The organism is Anoxybacillus sp. EFIL (assembly GCF_013096955.1).
In the GTDB taxonomy this organism is placed as follows: Bacteria; Bacillota; Bacilli; order Bacillales; family Anoxybacillaceae; genus Anoxybacillus; species Anoxybacillus ayderensis.
Window position 1 is genome coordinate 71,656 of record NZ_SDLH01000006.1, and the last position, 19,356, is coordinate 91,011.

The window sequence follows — 19,356 nt, forward strand, 5'->3', positions numbered from 1 at the left end:
TGGTGGAAGCCTAGTAAAGACGCTTAGCGAAACGGCAGTCTGGAGTTGCTTCACGCAAAAGTGGATGCGTTATGCATCAACTAGGGTGGAACCGCGGGAGTTACGCTCTCGTCCCTAGGCGAAAGGCCTAAGGATGAGAGCGTTTTTTGTTTACATTTTATTATTAAGGAGGATGGACGATGTCAGTAACGATGGATCAAATTGTAGCACACGCGAAGCATCGCGGCTTTGTTTTTCCAGGTTCAGAAATTTATGGAGGATTAGCGAATACGTGGGATTACGGTCCGTTAGGGACAGAATTAAAAAACAACATTAAGCGTGCATGGTGGAAAAAGTTCGTTCAACAATCGCCGTACAACGTCGGGTTAGATGCGGCCATTTTAATGAACCCACGCACGTGGGAAGCATCTGGTCATTTAGGAAACTTCAACGATCCGATGATTGACTGTAAACAATGTAAAGCGCGTCATCGGGCGGATAAGTTAATTGAAAGCGCGTTGGAAGCGAAAGGGATTGAAATGGTTGTCGACGGGCTTCCTTTTGAAAAAATGGAGCAGCTCATTCAAGAGCACGACATTGCTTGTCCAGATTGCGGCAGTCGCGACTTCACAAACATTCGTCAATTTAACTTAATGTTTAAAACGTTCCAAGGTGTGACCGAGTCGAGCGCAAACGAAATTTACCTTCGCCCTGAAACAGCACAAGGCATTTTTGTAAACTTTAAAAACGTACAACGAACGATGCGCAAAAAATTGCCGTTCGGTATTGCGCAAATCGGAAAAAGCTTCCGAAACGAAATTACACCAGGAAACTTTACGTTCCGCACACGTGAATTTGAACAAATGGAGCTTGAGTTTTTCTGTAAGCCGGGCGAGGAATTACAGTGGTTTGATTATTGGAAACAATATTGTGAGCAATGGCTTTTATCGCTTGGTATGAAGCGTGAAAACATTCGTTTGCGCGATCATTCGGAAGACGAATTATCCCACTACAGCAACGCCACAACAGATATTGAATATAAATTCCCGTTCGGTTGGGGCGAGCTATGGGGCATTGCATCGCGTACCGATTACGATTTACGTCGCCATATGGAATATTCAGGTGAAGACTTCCACTACCTTGATCAAGAAACGAACGAACGTTTCATTCCATACTGCATTGAGCCTTCACTTGGGGCAGATCGCGTCACGCTCGCATTTTTGATCGATGCGTATGAAGAAGAGCAACTGGCAGACGGTACGACGCGCACAGTGATGCACCTTCACCCAGCATTAGCGCCATATAAAGCGGCTGTATTGCCACTATCGAAAAAGTTATCAGAAGGTGCGCGTGCGATCTTTGAACAACTTTCACAACACTTTATGGTCGATTACGACGAGTCCGGTTCGATCGGAAAACGATATCGTCGTCAAGATGAAATTGGAACACCGTTCTGTATTACGTATGATTTTGATTCAGAACAGGACGGCATGGTTACCGTGCGCGACCGCGATACGATGGAACAAACGCGCATTCCAATTGCGGAATTAAACAGCTTCTTAGAAGAAAAAATTCAGTTTTAAGCAAAAACAGGCTATCCTATAAAGTAGGGTAGCCTTTGCATTAGAAAGGAGTGCGATGATGAGCATATTGAAAAACGATTGGGCTCCTTTATTACAAGAGGAGTTTCAAAAACCGTATTATGTGAAATTGCGTCAATTTTTAAAAGAAGAATATCGAACGAAAACGATTTATCCTGATATGCACGACATTTTCAACGCTCTTCATTACACCCCGTATGCGAATGTAAAAGTCGTCATTTTAGGACAAGACCCGTACCATGGGCCAAATCAAGCGCACGGATTAAGTTTTTCCGTCAAACCGGGCGTCGCTTTGCCTCCATCGTTATTAAACATTTTTAAAGAGTTACAAGATGACCTAGGGTGCTATATTCCAAACAACGGCTACTTATTAAAATGGGCAAAGCAAGGTGTATTGCTTTTAAATACAGTATTGACAGTACGACGTGGAGAGGCGAATTCGCATAAAGGAAAGGGGTGGGAACATTTTACCGATCGCGTCATTGAACTTGTGAATGAAAAGCGTGAACCTGTTGTCTTCATTTTATGGGGGCGTCATGCGCAAGCGAAAAAAGAGATCATCACAAATGAGCATCATTATATCATTGAAGCGCCGCATCCGAGTCCATTTTCTGCAGCACGAGGCTTTTTCGGAAGCCGCCCTTTTTCAAAAACGAATACTTTTTTACAACAGACAGGGAGAGAGCCAATTGACTGGCAAATCGAAAACATATAATGAGAGAGTAAATTGTTATGCATGCAAGCATTTTTATGTGACATGGGAAGCGCAAATGCCGCGTGGTTGTCGGGCATTCGGTTTTAAAAGCGCGATGTTGCCGTCTATTGTCGTCAAGCAATCATCTGGTGTGCCTTGCATGAAGTTTGTACAAAAAGAACATAAGGGGAGAAACGGATGAGTTCATCGCGCTCGATCGTCGTTTCCGTCATCGCGATGATTGTCGCCATTATCGCAGGAACGATCGGATTTATGTTTTCGGAACAATTAACGTTTTTTGATTCACTTTGGTTGACAGTTGTTACGATTTTAACGGTTGGCTATGGCGATACAGTGCCACAAACGTTTTATGGAAAACTGTTTGCCCTTATCATTATCCCGATTGGTATTGGCATCGTGACATATGCGACGGGGGCAGTCGTGTCGATGATGATGGAAGGGGAATTTTCAAAAACGGTGCGGAGGCGAAAAATGAAAAAGAAAATTGAAGCGATGAAAAATCATATTATTGTATGTGGGTTCGGACGCGTCGGAGAGCAAGTCGTGCGCGAGCTTGTCAAAAACGGGACAGCTGTCGTTGTCATTGAACGGAATACAGATTGGCTAGAAGAAATGAACGATCCGATTCCGTACGTCGCAGGGGATGCGACAGAAGATGACGTGTTGATTGCCGCAGGCATTGAACGAGCTGCAGGATTAGTTGCGGCACTGCCTTCTGATGCCGATAACGTCTTTATCTCCCTCACAGCAAAAGGGCTAAATCGCGACATTCAAATTGTCGCGCGCGCCGAGCGACCGGAGTCGGAAGAAAAGTTGCGTCGTGCAGGTGCTGATAAAGTCATTAACCCATCATTTTTGAGCGGTCGACGCATGGCGATGACGATGTTAAAGCCTGTCAGTGTCGATTATGTCGATACGATTTTTCACGGCCATGTAGAGCAATACGCGATTGAAGAAGTGACAATTGAGCCGCATTCTTCATTTGTTGGGACATCTGTCCGCGATCAAGCGGTGCGCACACGCTTTCATGTGACGATTATTGCGATTCAACGTCAAAACAATGTAATTGGCAATCCATCGCCAGAGGAGCGGTTTTTCGTTGGCGATGTCCTGATCGTATTTGGTGAAAAACGAGCGTTAGAGTCGTTTGAACAGGCGGTAAATCAAAAATAAGCAGCCAAATCGGCTGCTTATTGTAATGCATAAATTCTTGCTTCGTGCGGACGCATATGAAGCGTTGTGCCTTCTTCTTTTACATCTGTATAATTGCCGAGCAAAAGATGGCGGTGAGCCGCGGCAAGCTCTTCTGGCAGCTCATATACGTTGTCGTTGTCGCAATGGTTTAAGACGATGAGCCAGCGGACGCCATCAAGCTCACGCGTGTAAGCGTAAATGTACGGATCATTTTCCGAAAAATCGCGGAACGTTCCGTACACCATGACTGGATGTTGCTTGCGCAGTTGAATGAGCTTTTTATAGTAATAATATACAGAGTTCGGATCCGCTAACGCTTGTTTTACATTGATTTCTTTATAGTTCGGATTCACTTTTAGCCAAGGAGTTCCTGTTGTAAATCCTGCATGTTCGCTATCGTCCCACTGTATTGGCGTACGCGAGTTATCTCGGCTCAGTAGCTGCAAGCTTTCAAGCACTTCTTTCGGATCGCGACCTTTTGCGACTTCTTCTGCATATTTATTTTTCATCGCAATGTCGTTATATTCGTCGATCGTGTCGAACTTGACGCCAGTCATGCCAATTTCTTCACCTTGATAAATGTACGGTGTTCCAGGCAACGTATGCACGAGCGTAGCGAGCAATTTTGCTGATTCGACGCGAAACTGTTTATCGTTTCCGTAGCGCGTCACTTGTCGCGTATGGTCGTGATTGTTTAAAAACTGCGAGTTCCACCCTTTGCCCCACAATCCTTCGTACCAACGTTTTTGAATTTGTTTAAAACGAATCGGGTCCCATGTCGGCATTTCGTCGCACACCTCAAAGTGGAACAAAGTATGTAGTTCATTTCGGTCTTCCCCGACATATTTTAATCCTTCCTCCGGCGATACGAAAGCGACTTCTCCGACGGTGAAAATATCATAATGTTTTAATACTTTTTCATTCATTTCTTTTAAATAATCATGCACGCCTGGATTGTTTGTTAAGTAACGAATGTCATACGGATTTTCGGCATCTGGGAATCCGTCAGGCTTTGCGAGTAAGGCAATGGCGTCTAAACGGAACCCGTCGATCCCTTTATCTAACCAAAAACGCATCATTTTATAAATTTCTTCACGAACTTCTTCGTTTTCCCAGTTCAAATCTGGCTGTTCTACCGCAAACGAATGGAAATAATACTGTCCTGTTTTTTCATCATATTCCCATGCGGATGGAGTAAAGTACGAGCGCCAGTTATTCGGTTTGTCGCGCCATATGTACCAATCTCGTTTCGGATTGTCTTTTGATGAACGAGATTCAAGAAACCAAGGATGTTGATCGGATGTATGGTTCACGACAAGGTCCATAATTAATTTCATTCCGCGTTTATGCACCTCGTTCAACAAGCGTTCAAACGTTCCCATATCCCCTGCTTTGTCCATGATGCGATAGTAATCAGAAATGTCGTATCCGTTATCTTTATCAGGCGACTCATAGCACGGATTGAGCCAAATGACATCCACCCCTAAGTCGCGAATGTAATCGAGCTTTTGAATGAGCCCTTCTAAATCACCGTATCCATCGCCGTTTGAGTCAAAAAAGCTGCGCCAATATACTTGATATACGACGGCTTCTTTCCACCATGTCCGTTTCATTTGTTGTCACTCCTTTTTTAAGCGTTTTCAATTTGAAAAGTTGCTATGTATAAGATACCATTGTTGTAAAGGAAAAAGAAGTAGGGAGTGAAAACGTTTTGGACATATCGGTGACAAATGTATTCGCAAAAATAGAAGAAGAAATCGCAAAAGCAAAACAAGCATCATCACCGCAAGCGGTGCGTGAACATATATATGCTGTTCGCGCGTTGTGCGACATTATTTTGCAACAACCATCACCAAACAAACAGGAAGTGACTTTGTCGCAACCGGCAACAACCGAACGATTAGACATCGGTGCCGATGCGAACGGACCGTCATTACTTGATTTTTAGGAGGGGGAACAACATGAAACTATTTACAATTATCGCTTCAATTAGTGCAGCATTATGTGTGGCGCTAGGGGCGTTCGGGGCGCATGTGTTGGAAGGAAGAATTCCAGAGCGATATATAGACACGTGGCAAAAAGCTGTTCAATATCAAATGTTCCATACGATCGGTTTGTTTCTCGTTGCGCTGCTGGCAACAAAATGGCCCCAAGTGACGCCTGCTGGTTGGTTTATGCTTGCGGGAATCGTTTTATTTTCAGGTAGTTTATACGTACTAAGCTTAACGCAAATAAAAATACTCGGGGCGATTACGCCGTTTGGAGGCGTATCGTTCATCGTTGCGTGGCTATTTTTAACATATGTCGCGATAAAACAAATGTAAAACGAGGCGCTGTGGACGCCTCGTTTTTAACGTGGAGCATATGTGCTTAATCCGACACCAGATGCAAATGGGTATTCATAATTAATTTCTTCATCGAATGTCACATAGTCGAGATAAATCATTGGCAATAAATAACGCATTCCTGTTTGCGGATCGCTTAAAATGAGATGATCGCGACCAGCTGCTTCAATGACACCGCGGAAAATTTTCGCGTTCCATTCACGATTGTTTTCAAACGTCATATAAACGGTCGCAATTTTCCCTTTGTTTAAGCGCAAAATGTTTTCAATGTACGATTCTTCGATCGGAAGCATGCCAGGAAGCGGCTGACTGGCCGTTGTCGGCGTTTGCATCGCCCCTGTTTGTGGTGTAAATGTTGGTGTAGGCAAGCCAAACGGATATGTCGGCATTTGGTATGGATAGTAGTACGGATACGAATAATATGGCATTTGTTGACGTTCATCACTCATTGAAACTCCTCCTTTTAATATACGCGTGGACAATTAGAACTCGTCGGTGCATAAAAACAATGTGCCTTAAAACGTCCGGCATTCCATTGATTAAACCATTGCGGTGGGCAACTGCCATCTGGCCGGAAAAACCAAAGCGAATTCGTTGCCGGGTGAAAACGTTCTCCGCGGATGACGCGGCGGGCGAGACGTATGTCTTGTTCACGCGCCCGTTGATAAAAATACCCTTTTTGTACTGCTTCAAATCCTCCAGGGCTTTGAAATACCATTTGGCGAATGGTACGAAGCCCTTCAAAGTCTAAACAGTTTGCGCGCACGCGGTTCACTCCAACATTCCCAACCATCAACATACCGAGCTGTCCGTCTTCCTCTGCCTCTGCGCGCATAAGACGGGCAAGCAATTTGACATCTTCTTCTGTATACGCAACAACAGCCATCCCTTCACCTCACTTTATAAAAATCGCTATTAGCCTATGATGAGACATACGAAAATGTGAGGAAAGTCGTCATTGTTATATGTATGAAAGAGATGATAAAAAAAGACCTCCCAATCGGAGGCCTACACATGTAAAAATTGTTCCATTTTTTCTTTCGGTAAAATGTTGCCGACGAAGAAAGAGCCGAATTCACCGAATCGCGCGCTCACTTCGTCGAAACGCATTTCGTACACAAGTTTTTTAAACTGAAGTACATCATTTGAAAAGAGCGTCACGCCCCATTCATAGTCATCGAAGCCGACCGAACCAGTAATGATTTGTACGACTTTTCCAGCATATTTTCTTCCCGTCATGCCGTGTGCGCGCATTAAATTGCGACGCTCTTCCATCGGAAGCATGTACCAGTTGTCGTTTCCTTGACGGCGCTTGTCCATCGGATAAAAGCAAACATGGTTTGTTTTCGGTAAGATCGGATATAAACGGCGACGCACTTCTGGATTTTCGTACGGGTCGCCTGCTTCTGCTGGCAAGTAGTTGCTTAATTCAACGACAGAGACGTATGAATAAGCAGGTACGAGATATTCAGCGAGCTTTGTTTTATTGATTGCCGTTTCAATTTCATGAAGCTCTTCCATCGTTGGACGTAAAAGCATGAACATCAAATCTGCTTTTTGCCCCATAATGGTGTAAATCGCATGGCTGCCTTCATTTGCCGCTTCTGTTTTTTCCCATTTTTCCACTAATGTGAAAAACTCTTGTATTGCTTCTTGGCGCTCTTCATTTGTGAGCGTTTTCCAAGCCGCCCAATCAACCGTGCGGAAATCATGCAGACAATACCAACCGTCTAACGTTTGTGCTGCTTCGCTCATGTCCAACACTCCTTTTGTTATGTACTACCGAAATTGTATCATATGTGTTTCGTTTATGCCAAACGCACTATTTGAACCGTTTGTAAATAAGAAAAGCAATGATAATGACAATGCCACCAACGATCGTGATCGTTGTAAAATGTTGTTCAATAAATGTTTTCGCTTGAGCGCCTAAAGTGAAAATAATAAGCCCTTCTGCGAAAAAGCGCGCCCCACGACCGATGAACGACCAAAAAAGCAACATGCGAATGTTGACGTTAGAAATGCCGGAGAAAATAGTGAACACTTTATACGGAATAGGGGTAAACCCAGCGATGACGATCGCTATTGCCCCGTATTGTTGAAAATATTGTTCTACCTTATCCATTTTTTCATCAGAGATAAAATAACGCAAAATCGGTCTGCCGAATTTTTTCCCAATGTACCATCCAAGCAGCGCACCGAATACAGAAGCGACCGTTGTTAAAAAGGCAAACCATAACGCTTTCTCTGGTTGGGCAATGCTTAACGGAATTAATAACACATCAGGCGGAATCGGAAAAAATGAAGATTCTGTAAAAGAAACGATAACGAGACCGATGACGCCAAATTCAAGCAACCATTGTTCAATATGATGAATCCATTGTGACATATAATAACGCTCCTTTATTTGTACATGTTCCTTAACAAATATATCACTTTTTAGGCTATATATCACTCAAGATAAAAAACAGAATTGTTATAAAAAAAAGACTATTTTCGTTTATGGTGTAATTCATTGCTTTTCGTCTCAATAAGAGTATTCTAATAGATAGACGAATTTTTTTAAACTAAGGAGGAACATTTCGTGAGTGATTTATTTGCAGCCTTAAAACAAAAGGTGGCAGGAAAAAATGTAACGATCGTGTTTCCGGAAGGACTAGATGAACGTATTTTGACAGCGGTCGGACGTCTAGCGGCAGAAAATGTATTGCATCCGATTGTCATCGGCGAGCAAGAAGCTGTCGTCCAAAAAGCGAAAGAGCTTGGTTTGACGCTTGGGAAAGTAGAAATTATCGATCCACGTACGTACGAAGGAATGGAGGAAATGGTTGCCGCGTTTATTGAACGTCGCAAAGGAAAAGTGACGGAAGAAGATGCGCGCAACATTTTACTTGATGAAAATTACTTCGGTACGATGCTTGTGTATATGGGGAAAGCGCACGGGCTTGTGAGCGGTGCCGCGCATTCGACAGCGGATACAGTTCGCCCTGCGTTACAAATTATTAAAACAAAGCCAGGTATTCGCAAAACGTCTGGCGTGTTCATTATGGTGCGCGGCGATGAGAAATACGTATTTGCTGATTGCGCCATTAACATCGCTCCAGATAGCCAAGATTTAGCGGAAATCACTATTGAGAGCGCACAAACAGCGAAAATGTTTGATATTGAGCCACGTGTAGCGATGCTTAGCTTCTCTACGAAAGGATCGGCGAAATCGCCAGAAACAGAAAAAGTGATTGAAGCGGTGCGCATCGCAAAAGAAATGGCACCAGAGTTAACGCTCGATGGCGAGTTTCAATTTGATGCCGCATTCGTTCCGTCTGTGGCGAAAAAGAAAGCGCCAGACTCTGTCATTCAAGGCGATGCGAATGTCTTTATTTTCCCAAGTTTAGAAGCGGGAAATATCGGATATAAAATTGCACAACGTCTCGGCAATTTTGAAGCGGTCGGTCCAATTTTACAAGGACTAAATCAACCGGTGAACGATTTATCACGCGGATGTAACGCCGAAGATGTGTACAAGCTATCACTCATCACAGCAGCGCAGGCGCTTGCGGCGATGGAATAATGAGCGAATTGTTGCGACAACAAACGTGGCGAATAATTGACCACACAACCCTCGGGCCATCGTTTGATGCGAAGCAGTCATTTGCGTTTGATGATGCGCTTTGCGAATCGGTTGGAAACGGTCAATCGCATCCGATCGTTCGCTTATGGGTGCATCATCAGACCGTTGTGCTTGGTATTCAAGATACGAAATTGCCGTACATTGAAAAAGGACTCGCCTACTTACATGAGCACGGTTGGCGTACGATCGTTCGCAACTCTGGTGGGTTGGCGGTTGTATTAGATGAAGGGGTTTTAAACGTTTCACTTATTTTTCCTGATACAAAAAAAGGAATTGACATTGATCGTGGGTATGAGGCAATGGCCGCGCTCATTGCGCGCATGTTGCCAGAAGCGCACGTGCAAGCGGGGGAAGTTATTGGCTCGTATTGTCCAGGAAGTTTTGACTTAAGCATTGATGGAAAAAAGTTTGCGGGCATTTCACAGCGCCGCATTCGAGGCGGTGTCGCTGTGCAAGTGTATATATGCGCAAACGGAAGCGGCGCGGCACGAGCGGAGTTTATTCGTCAGTTTTATGAGCGCGCGCTTGCGGGAGAACAAACGAAGTTTACGTATCCGACGATCGTTCCACATACGATGGCGTCGCTTAGTGAATTACTCGGCAAAGAAATGACAGTTTCTACGCTTATCATTCGCCTATACGAAGCGCTCCAATCGCTTGGAAGTAGGCTCGAGCCATCATCGCTCACCCCAAAAGAATGGGAGCGATATAACATGTATTTTCAACGTATGATTGAGCGAAACGAGACGATGTTGCCGAAATAAAAAAGCTGTCCGATGCGACAGCTTTTTTACTCGGCAATCTTTTCGATTTTTTCTAAATTTCCGTTGCGATCCATTTTGAAAATAGGTGGTTTAAACTCATCCTCTGAAATTTCCATTTGTCTTGCACGGTTAATGATGCGTGCCATCGTTCCGTAATCCTCGCGTAATTCTTCATTTTCTTTTTGAAGTTTTGTAAATTGTTGTTCTAGTTGTTTATATTGTTGTTGTAGTTGTTCGAGCTCAATCTTCAGTTGTTTATTTTCCACTAGCGCTGTTTCTTGTCCGATATACGATTGTTTTAAAGAGTGTAAAAAAGCAATAACATGGTCAAGCGTTAAATGGTTTGTTTCGACATGTTCATATTCATTTGTTTGCACTTCTAACGGTTCCATTCCTAACTCTTCAAGCGAAGGAACAGGTGGTGTATAAAGCGGCCGCTTTCGCAATGCGTGTTTATTTCCAAGGGCACGCTGCCGTTGTTTTCGGAACTTTTTCGCCATTTGTAACGATTCTTCATATTGTTGGCGAACGACCGCATTCCAGCGGAACCCGCATGCCGCTGACGTACGATTCAATTTATCGCCTACTTCTTCAAACGCATTTAATTGCGTGCTCCCTTCGCGCACGTGGCGCAACACCGTTTCAGCTAACAATAAATCTTCTTCTTCAGTCCAAGCATCTTGTCGTTTTTTTGTCATGAAAAAAACCCCTTTCGCATTCTTTTACTTTCATAATCACCAAAAAACGAGAAATATATACTATTTTTCAAAGGAAATAGATGCAGCTTGCATTGTTCGCGTATACGCGTTAGAATACTCGTTAGCGAAAAGGAGTGAGGACGGTATGCAAAATGAATTTCGCGTCTGTGACGACTGTCAAGCAACGAATTTAAAAACGTTGTTGCCAAGGTTAAAAAAATTAGATCCGAACGCAACAATCGAAATTGGCTGCCAATCGTATTGCGGTCCAGGTCGAAAAAAAGTGTTTGCGTTCGTCAACAATCGACCCGTATCAGCGATGACGGAAGACGAGTTAATCGAAAAAATTGCTGCGAAGTTGAAAAAATAAGGTGGCTGTCACCGATCAAGGGGCATTCTATGAGAAAGGAATGCCTTTTTTGTTTGATTTTAGTGCATGTCATTGAAGGAAGTCTTTGTTTTTTTAAAAGAACGCTCTATAATAAAGCTATGTTATGAACGGAAGAGAGGGAGAACGATTGTATCCCAACGAAAAATTGAGCGAAGAGAAAGTGTTCAAAGATCCGGTGCACCGGTATGTGCATGTGCGTGATAAAGTCATTTGGGATTTAATTGGTACAAAAGAATTTCAACGGTTGCGTCGCATTAAACAGCTCGGTACGACGTATTTGACGTTTCACGGTGCAGAACATAGTCGTTTTAACCATTCGCTTGGCGTATATGAGATCGTGCGTCGCATCGTTGACGATGTGTTCGCTGGTCGTGCGGATTGGGATGAAAACGAGCGGCTGCTTTGTTTATGTGCCGCGCTTTTGCATGATTTAGGACATGGACCGTTTTCGCATTCGTTTGAAAAAGTGTTTCATCTTGATCATGAACAATTTACACGAGCGATTATTTTAGGCGATACAGAAGTCAACGCGGTGCTTCGTCGTGTATCGTTAGACTTTCCGAAAAAGGTTGCAGAAGTCATTGCGAAGACGTATGAAAATAAGCTCGTTGTTAGTCTCATTTCAAGCCAAATTGATGCGGATCGCATGGACTATTTATTGCGCGATGCATATTATACAGGCGTCAGCTATGGGCATTTTGATATGGAACGCATTTTGCGCGTGATGCGTCCACGCGAGGAGCAAGTCGTCATTAAACGAAGCGGCATGCACGCAGTAGAAGATTACATTATGAGCCGGTACCAAATGTATTGGCAGGTGTATTTCCATCCCGTGACGCGCAGTGCAGAAGTGATTTTGACGAAAATTTTGCATCGTGCGAAACATTTATATTTGACAGGCTATACATTTCAAACACCTCCTGTTCATTTCCAATCTCTTTTTCATGGACACGTGCAACTAGAAGACTACTTAAAATTAGATGAGGCGGTTACATTATATTATTTTCAACAATGGCAAGATGAACGAGATGCGATTTTAAGCGATTTATGCCGTCGTTTTATGAATCGTAATTTATTTAAATACGTCGAATTTCAACCGACGAATGAAGAAATGAAAAAGTTGATGGAACTGACGACGTTGTTTAAAAAAGCGGGCATTGATCCGGATTATTATTTAGTCGTTGACTCCTCATCCGATCTTCCGTACGACTTTTATCGTCCGGGGGAAGAAGAAGAAAGGCTTCCCATTTATTTGTTAATGCCAAGCGGGGAGTTACGCGAATTGTCGCGGGAATCGACGATCGTTGATGCGATTTCAGGCAAACGTCGCACCGATCATAAATTATATTTTCCACAAGATTTTCTTGATGACTTATCGACAAAACGAAACGTGAAGAAAAAAATAAAACAACTTTTATATGAATAGGAGATGGGGACGTTGCTTTTCGAACATGCGAAAATGTTGAAAGCGTTAGCGGCAGTCGGGGAGATTGTTGGACGAAAAAAGCTGCAAAAAATGATTTACATTGCGAAAAAAATGAACTTTCCTTTTTACGAAAAATTTGATTTTCATTTTTACGGCCCGTATTCGGAAGAATTGACATTGCGCATTGAAGAGTTATGTAACGTCGGGTTTGTGCAAGAAATGAGAGAGAAAAAAGGCGGATATTATCAATATCGTTATGCGTTGACGGAAGCGGGCAAGCAATTTTTAACGCATTACAATTTGGACATGCCTGATTTAGATGTTTGTTTGCGCAGTTTAAATGAACAAAGCGCGAGATTTTTAGAGCTTGTTTCTACTATTCTTTATTTTGAAGATTTAAGTAAAGATGAAGTGAAAGAAAAAGTATTTACATTAAAAAGCAAACAACGATACACGGAAGAAGAAATGGAAGAAGCGTATCGTTACATCGAACAGTTACGCACACAAGCGTACATAAAAAGCTGACAGCCCCCTGTCAGCTTTCGTCGCTTAATCGTTTTCCGCCAATGGCGTAATGATTTTTAGACATTTCTTCAATAAAAACGACGATTTTTTCTTTCGGTGCACCTGTCGTTTCCGCAACGGCTTCTGTTACTTTTTCGACGAGTGCTCGTTTTTGTTCTTCTGTGCGACCTTCAAGCATTTTTACTGTTACATATGGCATCGTGATCGCCCCTTTCTCCTTTATTCACAATCGTTATTATATCACGCATCGACCGTTGTCAGTAGTGCTTCCGCCTGTTTTTCGTGTATAATAATGAAAAAATGAAAAAAGTTTGAAAAGGAGAAGGAACGTGGACCAATTTTTAGCATATCCAATTCGAGAAATACCGTATGTCGTGTTGGCGCTTGCGATTGCATTTTCTGTTCATGAGTTTGCGCACGCATACGTGGCGTATAAATTTGGTGACCCGACGGCGAAACAACAAGGAAGACTAACGTTGTCGCCGCTTGCTCATTTAGACATATTAGGAACGTTGCTTATTTTCATTGCCGGATTTGGTTGGGCGCGTCCGGTACCTGTGAATCGCGGTTATTTTCGTCATCCGCGTCTAGCGGGCATTCTCGTTTCTGTTGCCGGTCCGCTCAGCAATTTGTTGCTTGCGGCTATCGGCTTCGCTTTATGGTATGCGATGATTCGCATCGGTGTATTTGATTTTATTCCGGTATGGTTTCGTGACGGATTGTATCAGTTTTTTGAAATTTATATCGGACTGAATATTTTATTGTTCGTTTTTAACTTATTGCCGTTTCCACCGCTTGATGGATATCGCATCGTCGAAGACTTGGCGCCGATGCATGTGCGTGCGAAAATGACGCAATTTGAAAATTACGGGGCACTCATCTTTTTAATTCTTATTTTTACGCCGTTAGATCGATATACGATTCAGCCGGTTTTTCATGTCGCCATTCCAGCTGTTGCCCAATGGCTACAAAGTATATTTTCAACGCTTATTTTATGATGAAAGGATGAACGATTGTGGAAGAGAAAAAAAAGCCGATGTTTAATATTATTAAAAAAGAGCCGAAAGTGCACGGAACGTTCGGCACAGGGGTACTCAGTCTCGCAAACGTTTCGCCGGTCATTATCGATGTCGAAGCTGGCGAGGCGTTCATTGATATGGGAGCGATGCATGCGCGCAGCGTCGTAGAGAAAGGCATTAAGTTCACACCAAATCGTGATGAAGTGCCAAACGGCAAGTCTTATTGGCTCGTCTGGGTAACGGTCGATCAGGCGGAAGAAGGGGCGTATTATGCGGGGGTGACAGCATGCGAAATGACGGTTGATCGCGAAGTGCGCCGCGGGTATAAATCGCTTCCTGAGCACGTCAATCGCATGGACAAATCGTTAAAGCGCCATATTATTGTTGACCATATGGATGAGCGGTCAAAAGAAGTATTAGCTTCATTTTTACAAAAGCATAACCGCGACATGTGGGACCGTTCGAGCGAGGAGTTAAAACGACAGCTTCAAAATCATGGATAAAATGTGACGGTTTTGTGAACGAAAATAGGTCTATACTTGTCGTTGAGTGGGAAAAGGAGTAAACTAAAGGTACAAATGTAACACATGATAAAACTAGGACACATAAACGCCCAAGCATATGAGCTTGGGCGTTTATGTTTAAAACCAATCGAACAGTCGTTTAAACCACGAATCTTTTTCTTTTTGTTTCTTCTTCTTTTTCTTTTCAGCTGGATGGTCTTTGCAGTAGTCGGTTGGCTCGGTGCCGACGACATAATAGCTTAACCGTTTTATCGGACAAGCGGTTGTCGCAAGCTTCCCGCTATGAGGATCGACATATACACCAATGACCCCTTCCGGCGGTTCGAACGTCGCGACCTTTCTTCCACGTAAACTATCTTCCATGAAATTGACCCAAATATGTTTCGCATATTGTTTTTCATCGGTGCGATCAATCGTTTTGTCGCGGTCGTATCCTGTCCAAACGGTTGTGACGAGCTGCGGCGTATAACCGATCATCCAACTGTCTGTTTTCGTCGTCCCTGATTTGCCAGCATAAGGGCGAGTGATGCGCGGAATGATCGATTGCCCTGTCACAGAAGCATAGTCATTTAACGTTGGATCAAACATGCCGGTCATTAAGTGCGTCGTCACAAAAGCAAGCGCTGGATCGAGTATTTGTTCATCGCTTCGCCGTTGTTCGTATAGCACTTTTCCTTCGTAATTCGTCACTTTTTTTATAAATATCGGCTCGACTTTTTTTCCGCCGTTAGCGATAATGCTGTAGGCGCGCGCCATATCAATGACTTTAACGGGCGCTGTACCGAGCGCGAGCGACGGCACTTGTTTCAGTTTGCTTGTGATGCCAAGTTGTTTCGCGATGTCAACAAGCTTTTCTTGTCCGAGTAACAAATGTGTTTTTACAGCATAGACGTTATCGGAAAGAGCAATCGCTTGGGCAAGCGTAATCGTATCGTTCGCGTAGTAGTTGTTAAAGTTGCGCGGTGTATACGTCGAGCCGTCTTCTAGCGTAAACGTCGTCGCCTCGCTCCGCAATAGCGTCGATGGTGTAAACCTATGTTGGAGCGCCACATAGTATAAAAACGGTTTAAATGTTGAGCCGGGTTGACGTTCTGCCTGTGTCGCGCGATTAAACGGGCTTTTTTCATAGTCGCGCCCTCCGACAAGTGCTTTCACTTCGCCTGTTTTCGGCTCCATGGCGACAAGCGCCACTTGAATGTTTGACTGCGAATGAATCGTTTCTTTTATTTTCGCCTCTGCGATCGACTGCATCTCGACATCGAGCGTCGTGTATACGCGTAATCCGCCCATTTCAATCGTTTCTTCATCGAATCCAAGCACCGTTTTCAACATATGTTTGACTGCATCTTGAAAATATGGGGCAATCGTTTTTGTTTTCATTTGCTCGCCGTTTGAGAAATGAAGCGGCTCGTTCGCAGCTTGTTTAGCTTCTTTTTTTGATAAAACATTTGCCTCAACCATCGCTTGCAAAACGATGCGTTGGCGCTTTTTTGCTCGCTCCATATCGACAAGCGGGGAATAGTAGCTCGGTCCTTTCGGGATCCCAGCAAGCATCGCCGCTTCCGCCACCGTCAATTCACGGGCGGATTTTCCGAAATAAAAATTTGCGGCTGCCTCAATTCCATATACGCCATGTCCGTAGTAAATCGTGTTTAAATATCCTTCTAAAATGTCTTCTTTATCGTAGTTTGCTTCAAACTGGACGGTATATAGCGCTTCTTGTATTTTGCGCCACCACGTTTTTTCGTAGCTTAAAAATAAATTGCGCGCATATTGTTGCGTAATCGTACTTGCTCCTTGCACTTTCCCCATCGCTTTCATATTCGCAACGATCGCTCCGGCAATTCGCTTAAAGTCGAAACCGTAATGCTCGAAAAATTTTCGGTCTTCTATCGCAATCGTTGCATCAATGGCGTGTTGCGACATATCGGATAGATGAATCCAATATCTTTTTCCGCCGTAATGGTTTTCCCCAATTTTTGTGCCGTCTTCCGCATAAAAAATCGTTGATTGCGGAACGGCTAAAGGAGGAGGGCCTTTCCATTTGGCAAATATAATGAGACCTGCGATCGTAAGCGTGCATAATAAGCTGCCAATAAAAGCGAGCCAAAGAAATAGCCGCATATATTTAAACGTTCGTTTCCATCGTTCGATGGCAATCGTCTCCATAGCCATCACCTCATTTTTTACGTTTAAAATTAGTATGAAAACATTTTTATTTTTTTAAACGTTTTCTAGCAATTTTTACTTGAAATTTTGCTAGATTGCTCTATACTTTTTCATGTTTAGCATTTTATTTTTTGGGCATGATAAGCGGTGCATTATTGACGAAAGGGTGTTCAATATGGAACTTTGGTTTACTGAAAAACAGACGGACAACTTTGGGATTACAGCACGAATTAAACGCACTTTACATACAGAGCAAACGGAATTCCAAAAGCTCGATATGGTGGAAACAGAAGAATTCGGGAACATGCTTATTTTAGACGGAATGGTGATGACAACGCAAAAAGATGAGTTCGTCTATCATGAAATGGTTGCGCACGTTCCGCTATTTACGCATCCGAATCCAGAAAACGTTCTTGTCGTTGGCGGTGGAGACGGCGGCGTCATTCGCGAAGTGTTAAAGCATCCAAGCGTGAAAAAAGCGACGCTTGTTGAAATTGACGGAAAAGTCATCGAGTATTCGAAAAAATATTTGCCAGAAATCGCTGGTCAATTAGACGATCCCCGTGTTGAAGTGAAAGTGGACGACGGCTTTATGCACATTGCGCAAAGCGAAAACGAATACGACGTCATTATGGTTGACTCGACAGAGCCAGTCGGTCCAGCGGTCAATCTATTTACAAAAGGGTTTTATGCAGGCATTGCGAAAGCGTTAAAAGACGACGGCATTTTTGTTGCGCAAACAGACAATCCGTGGTTTAAAGCGGATTTAATTCGCACTGTTCAACGCGATGTGCGCGAAATTTTCCCGATTACACGTCTATATATCGCGAACATTCCAACGTATCCGAGCGGCATGTGGACGTTTACACTCGGTTCGAAAAAATATGATCCGCTTGAAGTAAGCGAAGAGCGCTTCCACGACATTGAAACGAAATACTATACAAAACAGCTTCATAAAGCGTGCTTCGTATTGCCGAAATTTGTTGAAGACTTAGTGAAGTAAGGGGAGAAAACGATGCGATTTGATGAAGCGTATTCTGGCAACGTATTTATTAAAAGCCATCCAAATTTTGAAGAAAGCCAAGCGGTTATTTATGGGATGCCAATGGACTGGACAGTTAGCTATCGCCCAGGCTCTCGCTTCGGTCCGGCGCGCATTCGTGAAGTGTCGATCGGGCTTGAGGAATACAGCCCGTATTTAGACCGTGAGCTCGATGAAGTGAAATATTTTGATGCGGGTGACATTCCTTTACCGTTCGGTAACGCGCAACGCAGTTTAGATATGATTGAACAGTTTGTCGATCGCATATTGGAAGCGGGAAAGTTTCCGCTCGGTCTTGGCGGAGAGCATTTAGTGTCTTGGCCGGTGATGAAGGCGGTATATAAAAAGTATCCCGATTTAGCGATTATTCATATGGATGCTCACACAGATTTGCGCGAGCATTATGAAGGCGAGCCGTTGTCGCATTCTACGCCAATTCGTAAAATTGCGGAACTCATTGGGCCGAAAAACGTATATTCTTTCGGTATTCGTTCAGGAATGAAAGAAGAATTTGAGTGGGCGAAACAAAACGAGATGTATATTGCGAAATTTGACGTGCTTGAACCGTTAAAAGAAGTGCTTCCAACGCTTGCAGGTCGTCCGGTATATGTTACGATCGACATTGACGTATTAGATCCAGCGCATGCGCCGGGAACAGGAACAGTCGATGCTGGCGGCATTACGTCAAAAGAACTATTAGCTGCGATTCACGCGATCGCTCGTTCCGATGTGCGCGTTGTCGGAGCAGATTTAGTCGAAGTGGCGCCGGTATATGACCACTCTGAACAAACAGCCAACACAGCAAGCAAGCTTGTACGCGAAATGCTTCTCGGTTGGGTGAAATAAAGACGAAAATCCCTGTCTGCGCGACAGGGATTTTTTTTCATAAAAGTATTGCCAACGTCATACATTGAGAGTAACATTTACATAATGGAAATGTTTGAAAGGAGGTGAGAAAAATGGGTATTCGATTGATTAAAATTTCGGCTGTTTATTTCGCAATTGGCGTCTGTTTAGGGCTTTATATGTCGATGACGCACGTTTTTACATTTACACCTGTCCACGTCCATATTAACTTGCTCGGTTGGACGGCGTTGACGCTTGCTGGCATTTTATATCATTTATTCCCTCATATTGCGGAAACAAAAACAGCGAAAGCACACTTTTGGCTTCATAACATCGGCTTACCGGCGATGATGATCGGCTTAGCGTTTGTCGTTTCTGGAAACGAAGCGTTCATTCCGCTTACAGCGCTCGGAGGCACTCTTGTGACGTTGGCAGTGCTAACGTTTGCATGGAATGTAGTAAAAAACTTAAAGCAGGCATAATATGTTAGGCG

Annotated in this window: 24 protein-coding genes; 16 read left to right on the forward strand and 8 right to left on the reverse strand. The window is 43.6% G+C overall.

The window, feature by feature from the left end; translation table 11 throughout:
* Positions 1–179 precede the first annotated feature (179 nt).
* Genes ES017_RS10380 through ES017_RS10390 form a run of 4 tightly spaced genes read left to right on the forward strand, consistent with a single transcriptional unit; the run spans position 180 to position 3,468 of the window.
* Entirely contained in the window at positions 180–1,562 is a 1,383-nt protein-coding gene (locus tag ES017_RS10380; protein ID WP_171335043.1) for a glycine--tRNA ligase, read from the forward strand.
* A gap of 58 nt (positions 1,563–1,620) precedes the next feature.
* Positions 1,621–2,295 carry a uracil-DNA glycosylase gene (locus ES017_RS10385; protein WP_171335067.1) on the forward strand — a complete coding sequence of 225 codons (675 nt, stop codon included), beginning with the start codon at positions 1,621–1,623 and terminating at the stop codon, positions 2,293–2,295.
* Positions 2,270–2,476, forward strand: coding sequence for a uracil-DNA glycosylase (locus ES017_RS15995; RefSeq protein ID WP_253263388.1), 207 nt, complete (start codon positions 2,270–2,272; stop codon positions 2,474–2,476). Before ES017_RS10385 ends, ES017_RS15995 begins: the two co-directional genes overlap by 26 nt.
* Positions 2,473–3,468: a potassium channel family protein gene (locus ES017_RS10390; RefSeq protein WP_171335044.1), complete on the forward strand. Its 996-nt coding sequence runs from the start codon at positions 2,473–2,475 to the stop codon at positions 3,466–3,468. Before ES017_RS15995 ends, ES017_RS10390 begins: the two co-directional genes overlap by 4 nt.
* Before the next feature lie 17 nt (positions 3,469–3,485).
* Here the strand turns inward: ES017_RS10390 and ES017_RS10395 are convergent, their stop codons facing one another.
* Positions 3,486–5,102, reverse strand: a complete 1,617-nt coding sequence (locus ES017_RS10395; RefSeq protein ID WP_171335045.1) for a glycoside hydrolase family 13 protein — start codon at positions 5,100–5,102, stop codon at positions 3,486–3,488.
* A gap of 98 nt (positions 5,103–5,200) precedes the next feature.
* Between ES017_RS10395 and ES017_RS10400 the strand changes: the two genes are divergently transcribed.
* On the forward strand, positions 5,201–5,437 hold the full coding sequence (locus tag ES017_RS10400) for a YwdI family protein (protein WP_021094360.1): 237 nt from the start codon (positions 5,201–5,203) through the stop codon (positions 5,435–5,437).
* A gap of 13 nt (positions 5,438–5,450) precedes the next feature.
* Positions 5,451–5,813 (forward strand): DUF423 domain-containing protein, encoded by a 363-nt coding sequence (locus tag ES017_RS10405; RefSeq protein ID WP_021094359.1) that lies wholly within the window; start codon positions 5,451–5,453, stop codon positions 5,811–5,813.
* A gap of 26 nt (positions 5,814–5,839) precedes the next feature.
* Here the strand turns inward: ES017_RS10405 and gerQ are convergent, their stop codons facing one another.
* The 4 genes from gerQ to ES017_RS10425 all read right to left on the reverse strand — a co-directional run bounded on the left by gerQ (position 5,840) and on the right by ES017_RS10425 (position 8,220).
* The gene (gene gerQ, locus ES017_RS10410) at positions 5,840–6,283 is read right to left on the reverse strand and encodes a spore coat protein GerQ (protein ID WP_021094358.1); all 444 of its coding nucleotides are present in this window, start codon (positions 6,281–6,283) and stop codon (positions 5,840–5,842) included.
* Between the two features lie 14 nt (positions 6,284–6,297).
* A complete protein-coding gene (locus tag ES017_RS10415) occupies positions 6,298–6,720 on the reverse strand; it encodes a cell wall hydrolase (RefSeq protein WP_021094357.1) in 423 nt (140 codons plus the stop codon).
* Between the two features lie 122 nt (positions 6,721–6,842).
* Entirely contained in the window at positions 6,843–7,589 is a 747-nt protein-coding gene (gene hemQ, locus ES017_RS10420; RefSeq protein WP_009361007.1) for a hydrogen peroxide-dependent heme synthase, read from the reverse strand.
* Between the two features lie 67 nt (positions 7,590–7,656).
* Positions 7,657–8,220 carry a YqaA family protein gene (locus tag ES017_RS10425; RefSeq protein ID WP_042894349.1) on the reverse strand — a complete coding sequence of 188 codons (564 nt, stop codon included), beginning with the start codon at positions 8,218–8,220 and terminating at the stop codon, positions 7,657–7,659.
* A 195-nt stretch (positions 8,221–8,415) separates the two neighbouring features.
* Here ES017_RS10425 and pta point away from each other — a divergent pair, with 195 nt between their 5' ends.
* Positions 8,416–9,399: a phosphate acetyltransferase gene (gene pta, locus ES017_RS10430; protein ID WP_171335046.1), complete on the forward strand. Its 984-nt coding sequence runs from the start codon at positions 8,416–8,418 to the stop codon at positions 9,397–9,399.
* Complete coding sequence (lipL, locus tag ES017_RS10435; protein WP_368737191.1) at positions 9,396–10,223, forward strand: octanoyl-[GcvH]:protein N-octanoyltransferase; 828 nt, start codon at positions 9,396–9,398, stop codon at positions 10,221–10,223. The genes pta and lipL overlap by 4 nt, the downstream gene beginning before the upstream one ends.
* Before the next feature lie 26 nt (positions 10,224–10,249).
* Here the strand turns inward: lipL and ES017_RS10440 are convergent, their stop codons facing one another.
* Positions 10,250–10,921 (reverse strand): RsfA family transcriptional regulator, encoded by a 672-nt coding sequence (locus tag ES017_RS10440; protein WP_042534939.1) that lies wholly within the window; start codon positions 10,919–10,921, stop codon positions 10,250–10,252.
* A 145-nt stretch (positions 10,922–11,066) separates the two neighbouring features.
* Between ES017_RS10440 and ES017_RS10445 the strand changes: the two genes are divergently transcribed.
* From ES017_RS10445 to ES017_RS10455, 3 genes are all read left to right on the forward strand, one after another.
* The gene (locus ES017_RS10445; protein WP_003397078.1) at positions 11,067–11,291 is read left to right on the forward strand and encodes a YuzB family protein; all 225 of its coding nucleotides are present in this window, start codon (positions 11,067–11,069) and stop codon (positions 11,289–11,291) included.
* Between the two features lie 124 nt (positions 11,292–11,415).
* Positions 11,416–12,738, forward strand: coding sequence for an HD domain-containing protein (locus ES017_RS10450; protein WP_039938443.1), 1,323 nt, complete (start codon positions 11,416–11,418; stop codon positions 12,736–12,738).
* 12 nt (positions 12,739–12,750) lie between these two features.
* Positions 12,751–13,263, forward strand: a complete 513-nt coding sequence (locus ES017_RS10455) for a YwgA family protein (protein WP_009361001.1) — start codon at positions 12,751–12,753, stop codon at positions 13,261–13,263.
* Between the two features lie 10 nt (positions 13,264–13,273).
* Here the strand turns inward: ES017_RS10455 and ES017_RS10460 are convergent, their stop codons facing one another.
* Complete coding sequence (locus ES017_RS10460; RefSeq protein WP_003397075.1) at positions 13,274–13,462, reverse strand: 2-hydroxymuconate tautomerase; 189 nt, start codon at positions 13,460–13,462, stop codon at positions 13,274–13,276.
* 130 nt (positions 13,463–13,592) lie between these two features.
* On the opposite strand from ES017_RS10460, the gene ES017_RS10465 reads away from it, so the two are divergent.
* Both ES017_RS10465 and ES017_RS10470 read left to right on the forward strand, forming a co-directional pair.
* Positions 13,593–14,261, forward strand: coding sequence for a site-2 protease family protein (locus ES017_RS10465; protein ID WP_026011434.1), 669 nt, complete (start codon positions 13,593–13,595; stop codon positions 14,259–14,261).
* Positions 14,262–14,278: 17 nt separating this feature from the next.
* Positions 14,279–14,785 (forward strand): YwhD family protein, encoded by a 507-nt coding sequence (locus ES017_RS10470; RefSeq protein WP_171335048.1) that lies wholly within the window; start codon positions 14,279–14,281, stop codon positions 14,783–14,785.
* 138 nt (positions 14,786–14,923) lie between these two features.
* On the opposite strand, the gene ES017_RS10475 is transcribed toward ES017_RS10470, so the two are convergent.
* Complete coding sequence (locus tag ES017_RS10475; protein WP_171335049.1) at positions 14,924–16,975, reverse strand: transglycosylase domain-containing protein; 2,052 nt, start codon at positions 16,973–16,975, stop codon at positions 14,924–14,926.
* Positions 16,976–17,150: 175 nt separating this feature from the next.
* On the opposite strand from ES017_RS10475, the gene speE reads away from it, so the two are divergent.
* The 3 genes from speE to ES017_RS10490 all read left to right on the forward strand — a co-directional run bounded on the left by speE (position 17,151) and on the right by ES017_RS10490 (position 19,345).
* Positions 17,151–17,978 carry a polyamine aminopropyltransferase gene (gene speE / locus ES017_RS10480; RefSeq protein ID WP_026011432.1) on the forward strand — a complete coding sequence of 276 codons (828 nt, stop codon included), beginning with the start codon at positions 17,151–17,153 and terminating at the stop codon, positions 17,976–17,978.
* Between the two features lie 12 nt (positions 17,979–17,990).
* Positions 17,991–18,863 (forward strand): agmatinase, encoded by an 873-nt coding sequence (gene speB / locus ES017_RS10485; RefSeq protein ID WP_019416437.1) that lies wholly within the window; start codon positions 17,991–17,993, stop codon positions 18,861–18,863.
* 113 nt (positions 18,864–18,976) lie between these two features.
* Complete coding sequence (locus ES017_RS10490; protein ID WP_009360996.1) at positions 18,977–19,345, forward strand: hypothetical protein; 369 nt, start codon at positions 18,977–18,979, stop codon at positions 19,343–19,345.
* The last annotated feature ends 11 nt before the right edge of the window (positions 19,346–19,356 follow it).

Coding starts and splice junctions, on each gene's coding strand:
- ES017_RS10380 (WP_171335043.1), top strand. CDS start 180: ATGTCAGTAACGATGGATCAAATTGTAGCACACGCGAAGCATCGCGGC.
- ES017_RS10385 (WP_171335067.1), top strand. CDS start 1,621: ATGAGCATATTGAAAAACGATTGGGCTCCTTTATTACAAGAGGAGTTT.
- ES017_RS10390 (WP_171335044.1), top strand. CDS start 2,473: ATGAGTTCATCGCGCTCGATCGTCGTTTCCGTCATCGCGATGATTGTC.
- ES017_RS10395 (WP_171335045.1), bottom strand. CDS start 5,102: ATGAAACGGACATGGTGGAAAGAAGCCGTCGTATATCAAGTATATTGG.
- ES017_RS10405 (WP_021094359.1), top strand. CDS start 5,451: ATGAAACTATTTACAATTATCGCTTCAATTAGTGCAGCATTATGTGTG.
- gerQ (WP_021094358.1), bottom strand. CDS start 6,283: ATGAGTGATGAACGTCAACAAATGCCATATTATTCGTATCCGTACTAC.
- ES017_RS10415 (WP_021094357.1), bottom strand. CDS start 6,720: ATGGCTGTTGTTGCGTATACAGAAGAAGATGTCAAATTGCTTGCCCGT.
- hemQ (WP_009361007.1), bottom strand. CDS start 7,589: ATGAGCGAAGCAGCACAAACGTTAGACGGTTGGTATTGTCTGCATGAT.
- ES017_RS10425 (WP_042894349.1), bottom strand. CDS start 8,220: ATGTCACAATGGATTCATCATATTGAACAATGGTTGCTTGAATTTGGC.
- ES017_RS10440 (WP_042534939.1), bottom strand. CDS start 10,921: ATGACAAAAAAACGACAAGATGCTTGGACTGAAGAAGAAGATTTATTG.
- ES017_RS10445 (WP_003397078.1), top strand. CDS start 11,067: ATGCAAAATGAATTTCGCGTCTGTGACGACTGTCAAGCAACGAATTTA.
- ES017_RS10450 (WP_039938443.1), top strand. CDS start 11,416: ATGAACGGAAGAGAGGGAGAACGATTGTATCCCAACGAAAAATTGAGC.
- ES017_RS10460 (WP_003397075.1), bottom strand. CDS start 13,462: ATGCCATATGTAACAGTAAAAATGCTTGAAGGTCGCACAGAAGAACAA.
- ES017_RS10475 (WP_171335049.1), bottom strand. CDS start 16,975: ATGGAGACGATTGCCATCGAACGATGGAAACGAACGTTTAAATATATG.
- speE (WP_026011432.1), top strand. CDS start 17,151: ATGGAACTTTGGTTTACTGAAAAACAGACGGACAACTTTGGGATTACA.
- speB (WP_019416437.1), top strand. CDS start 17,991: ATGCGATTTGATGAAGCGTATTCTGGCAACGTATTTATTAAAAGCCAT.
- ES017_RS10490 (WP_009360996.1), top strand. CDS start 18,977: ATGGGTATTCGATTGATTAAAATTTCGGCTGTTTATTTCGCAATTGGC.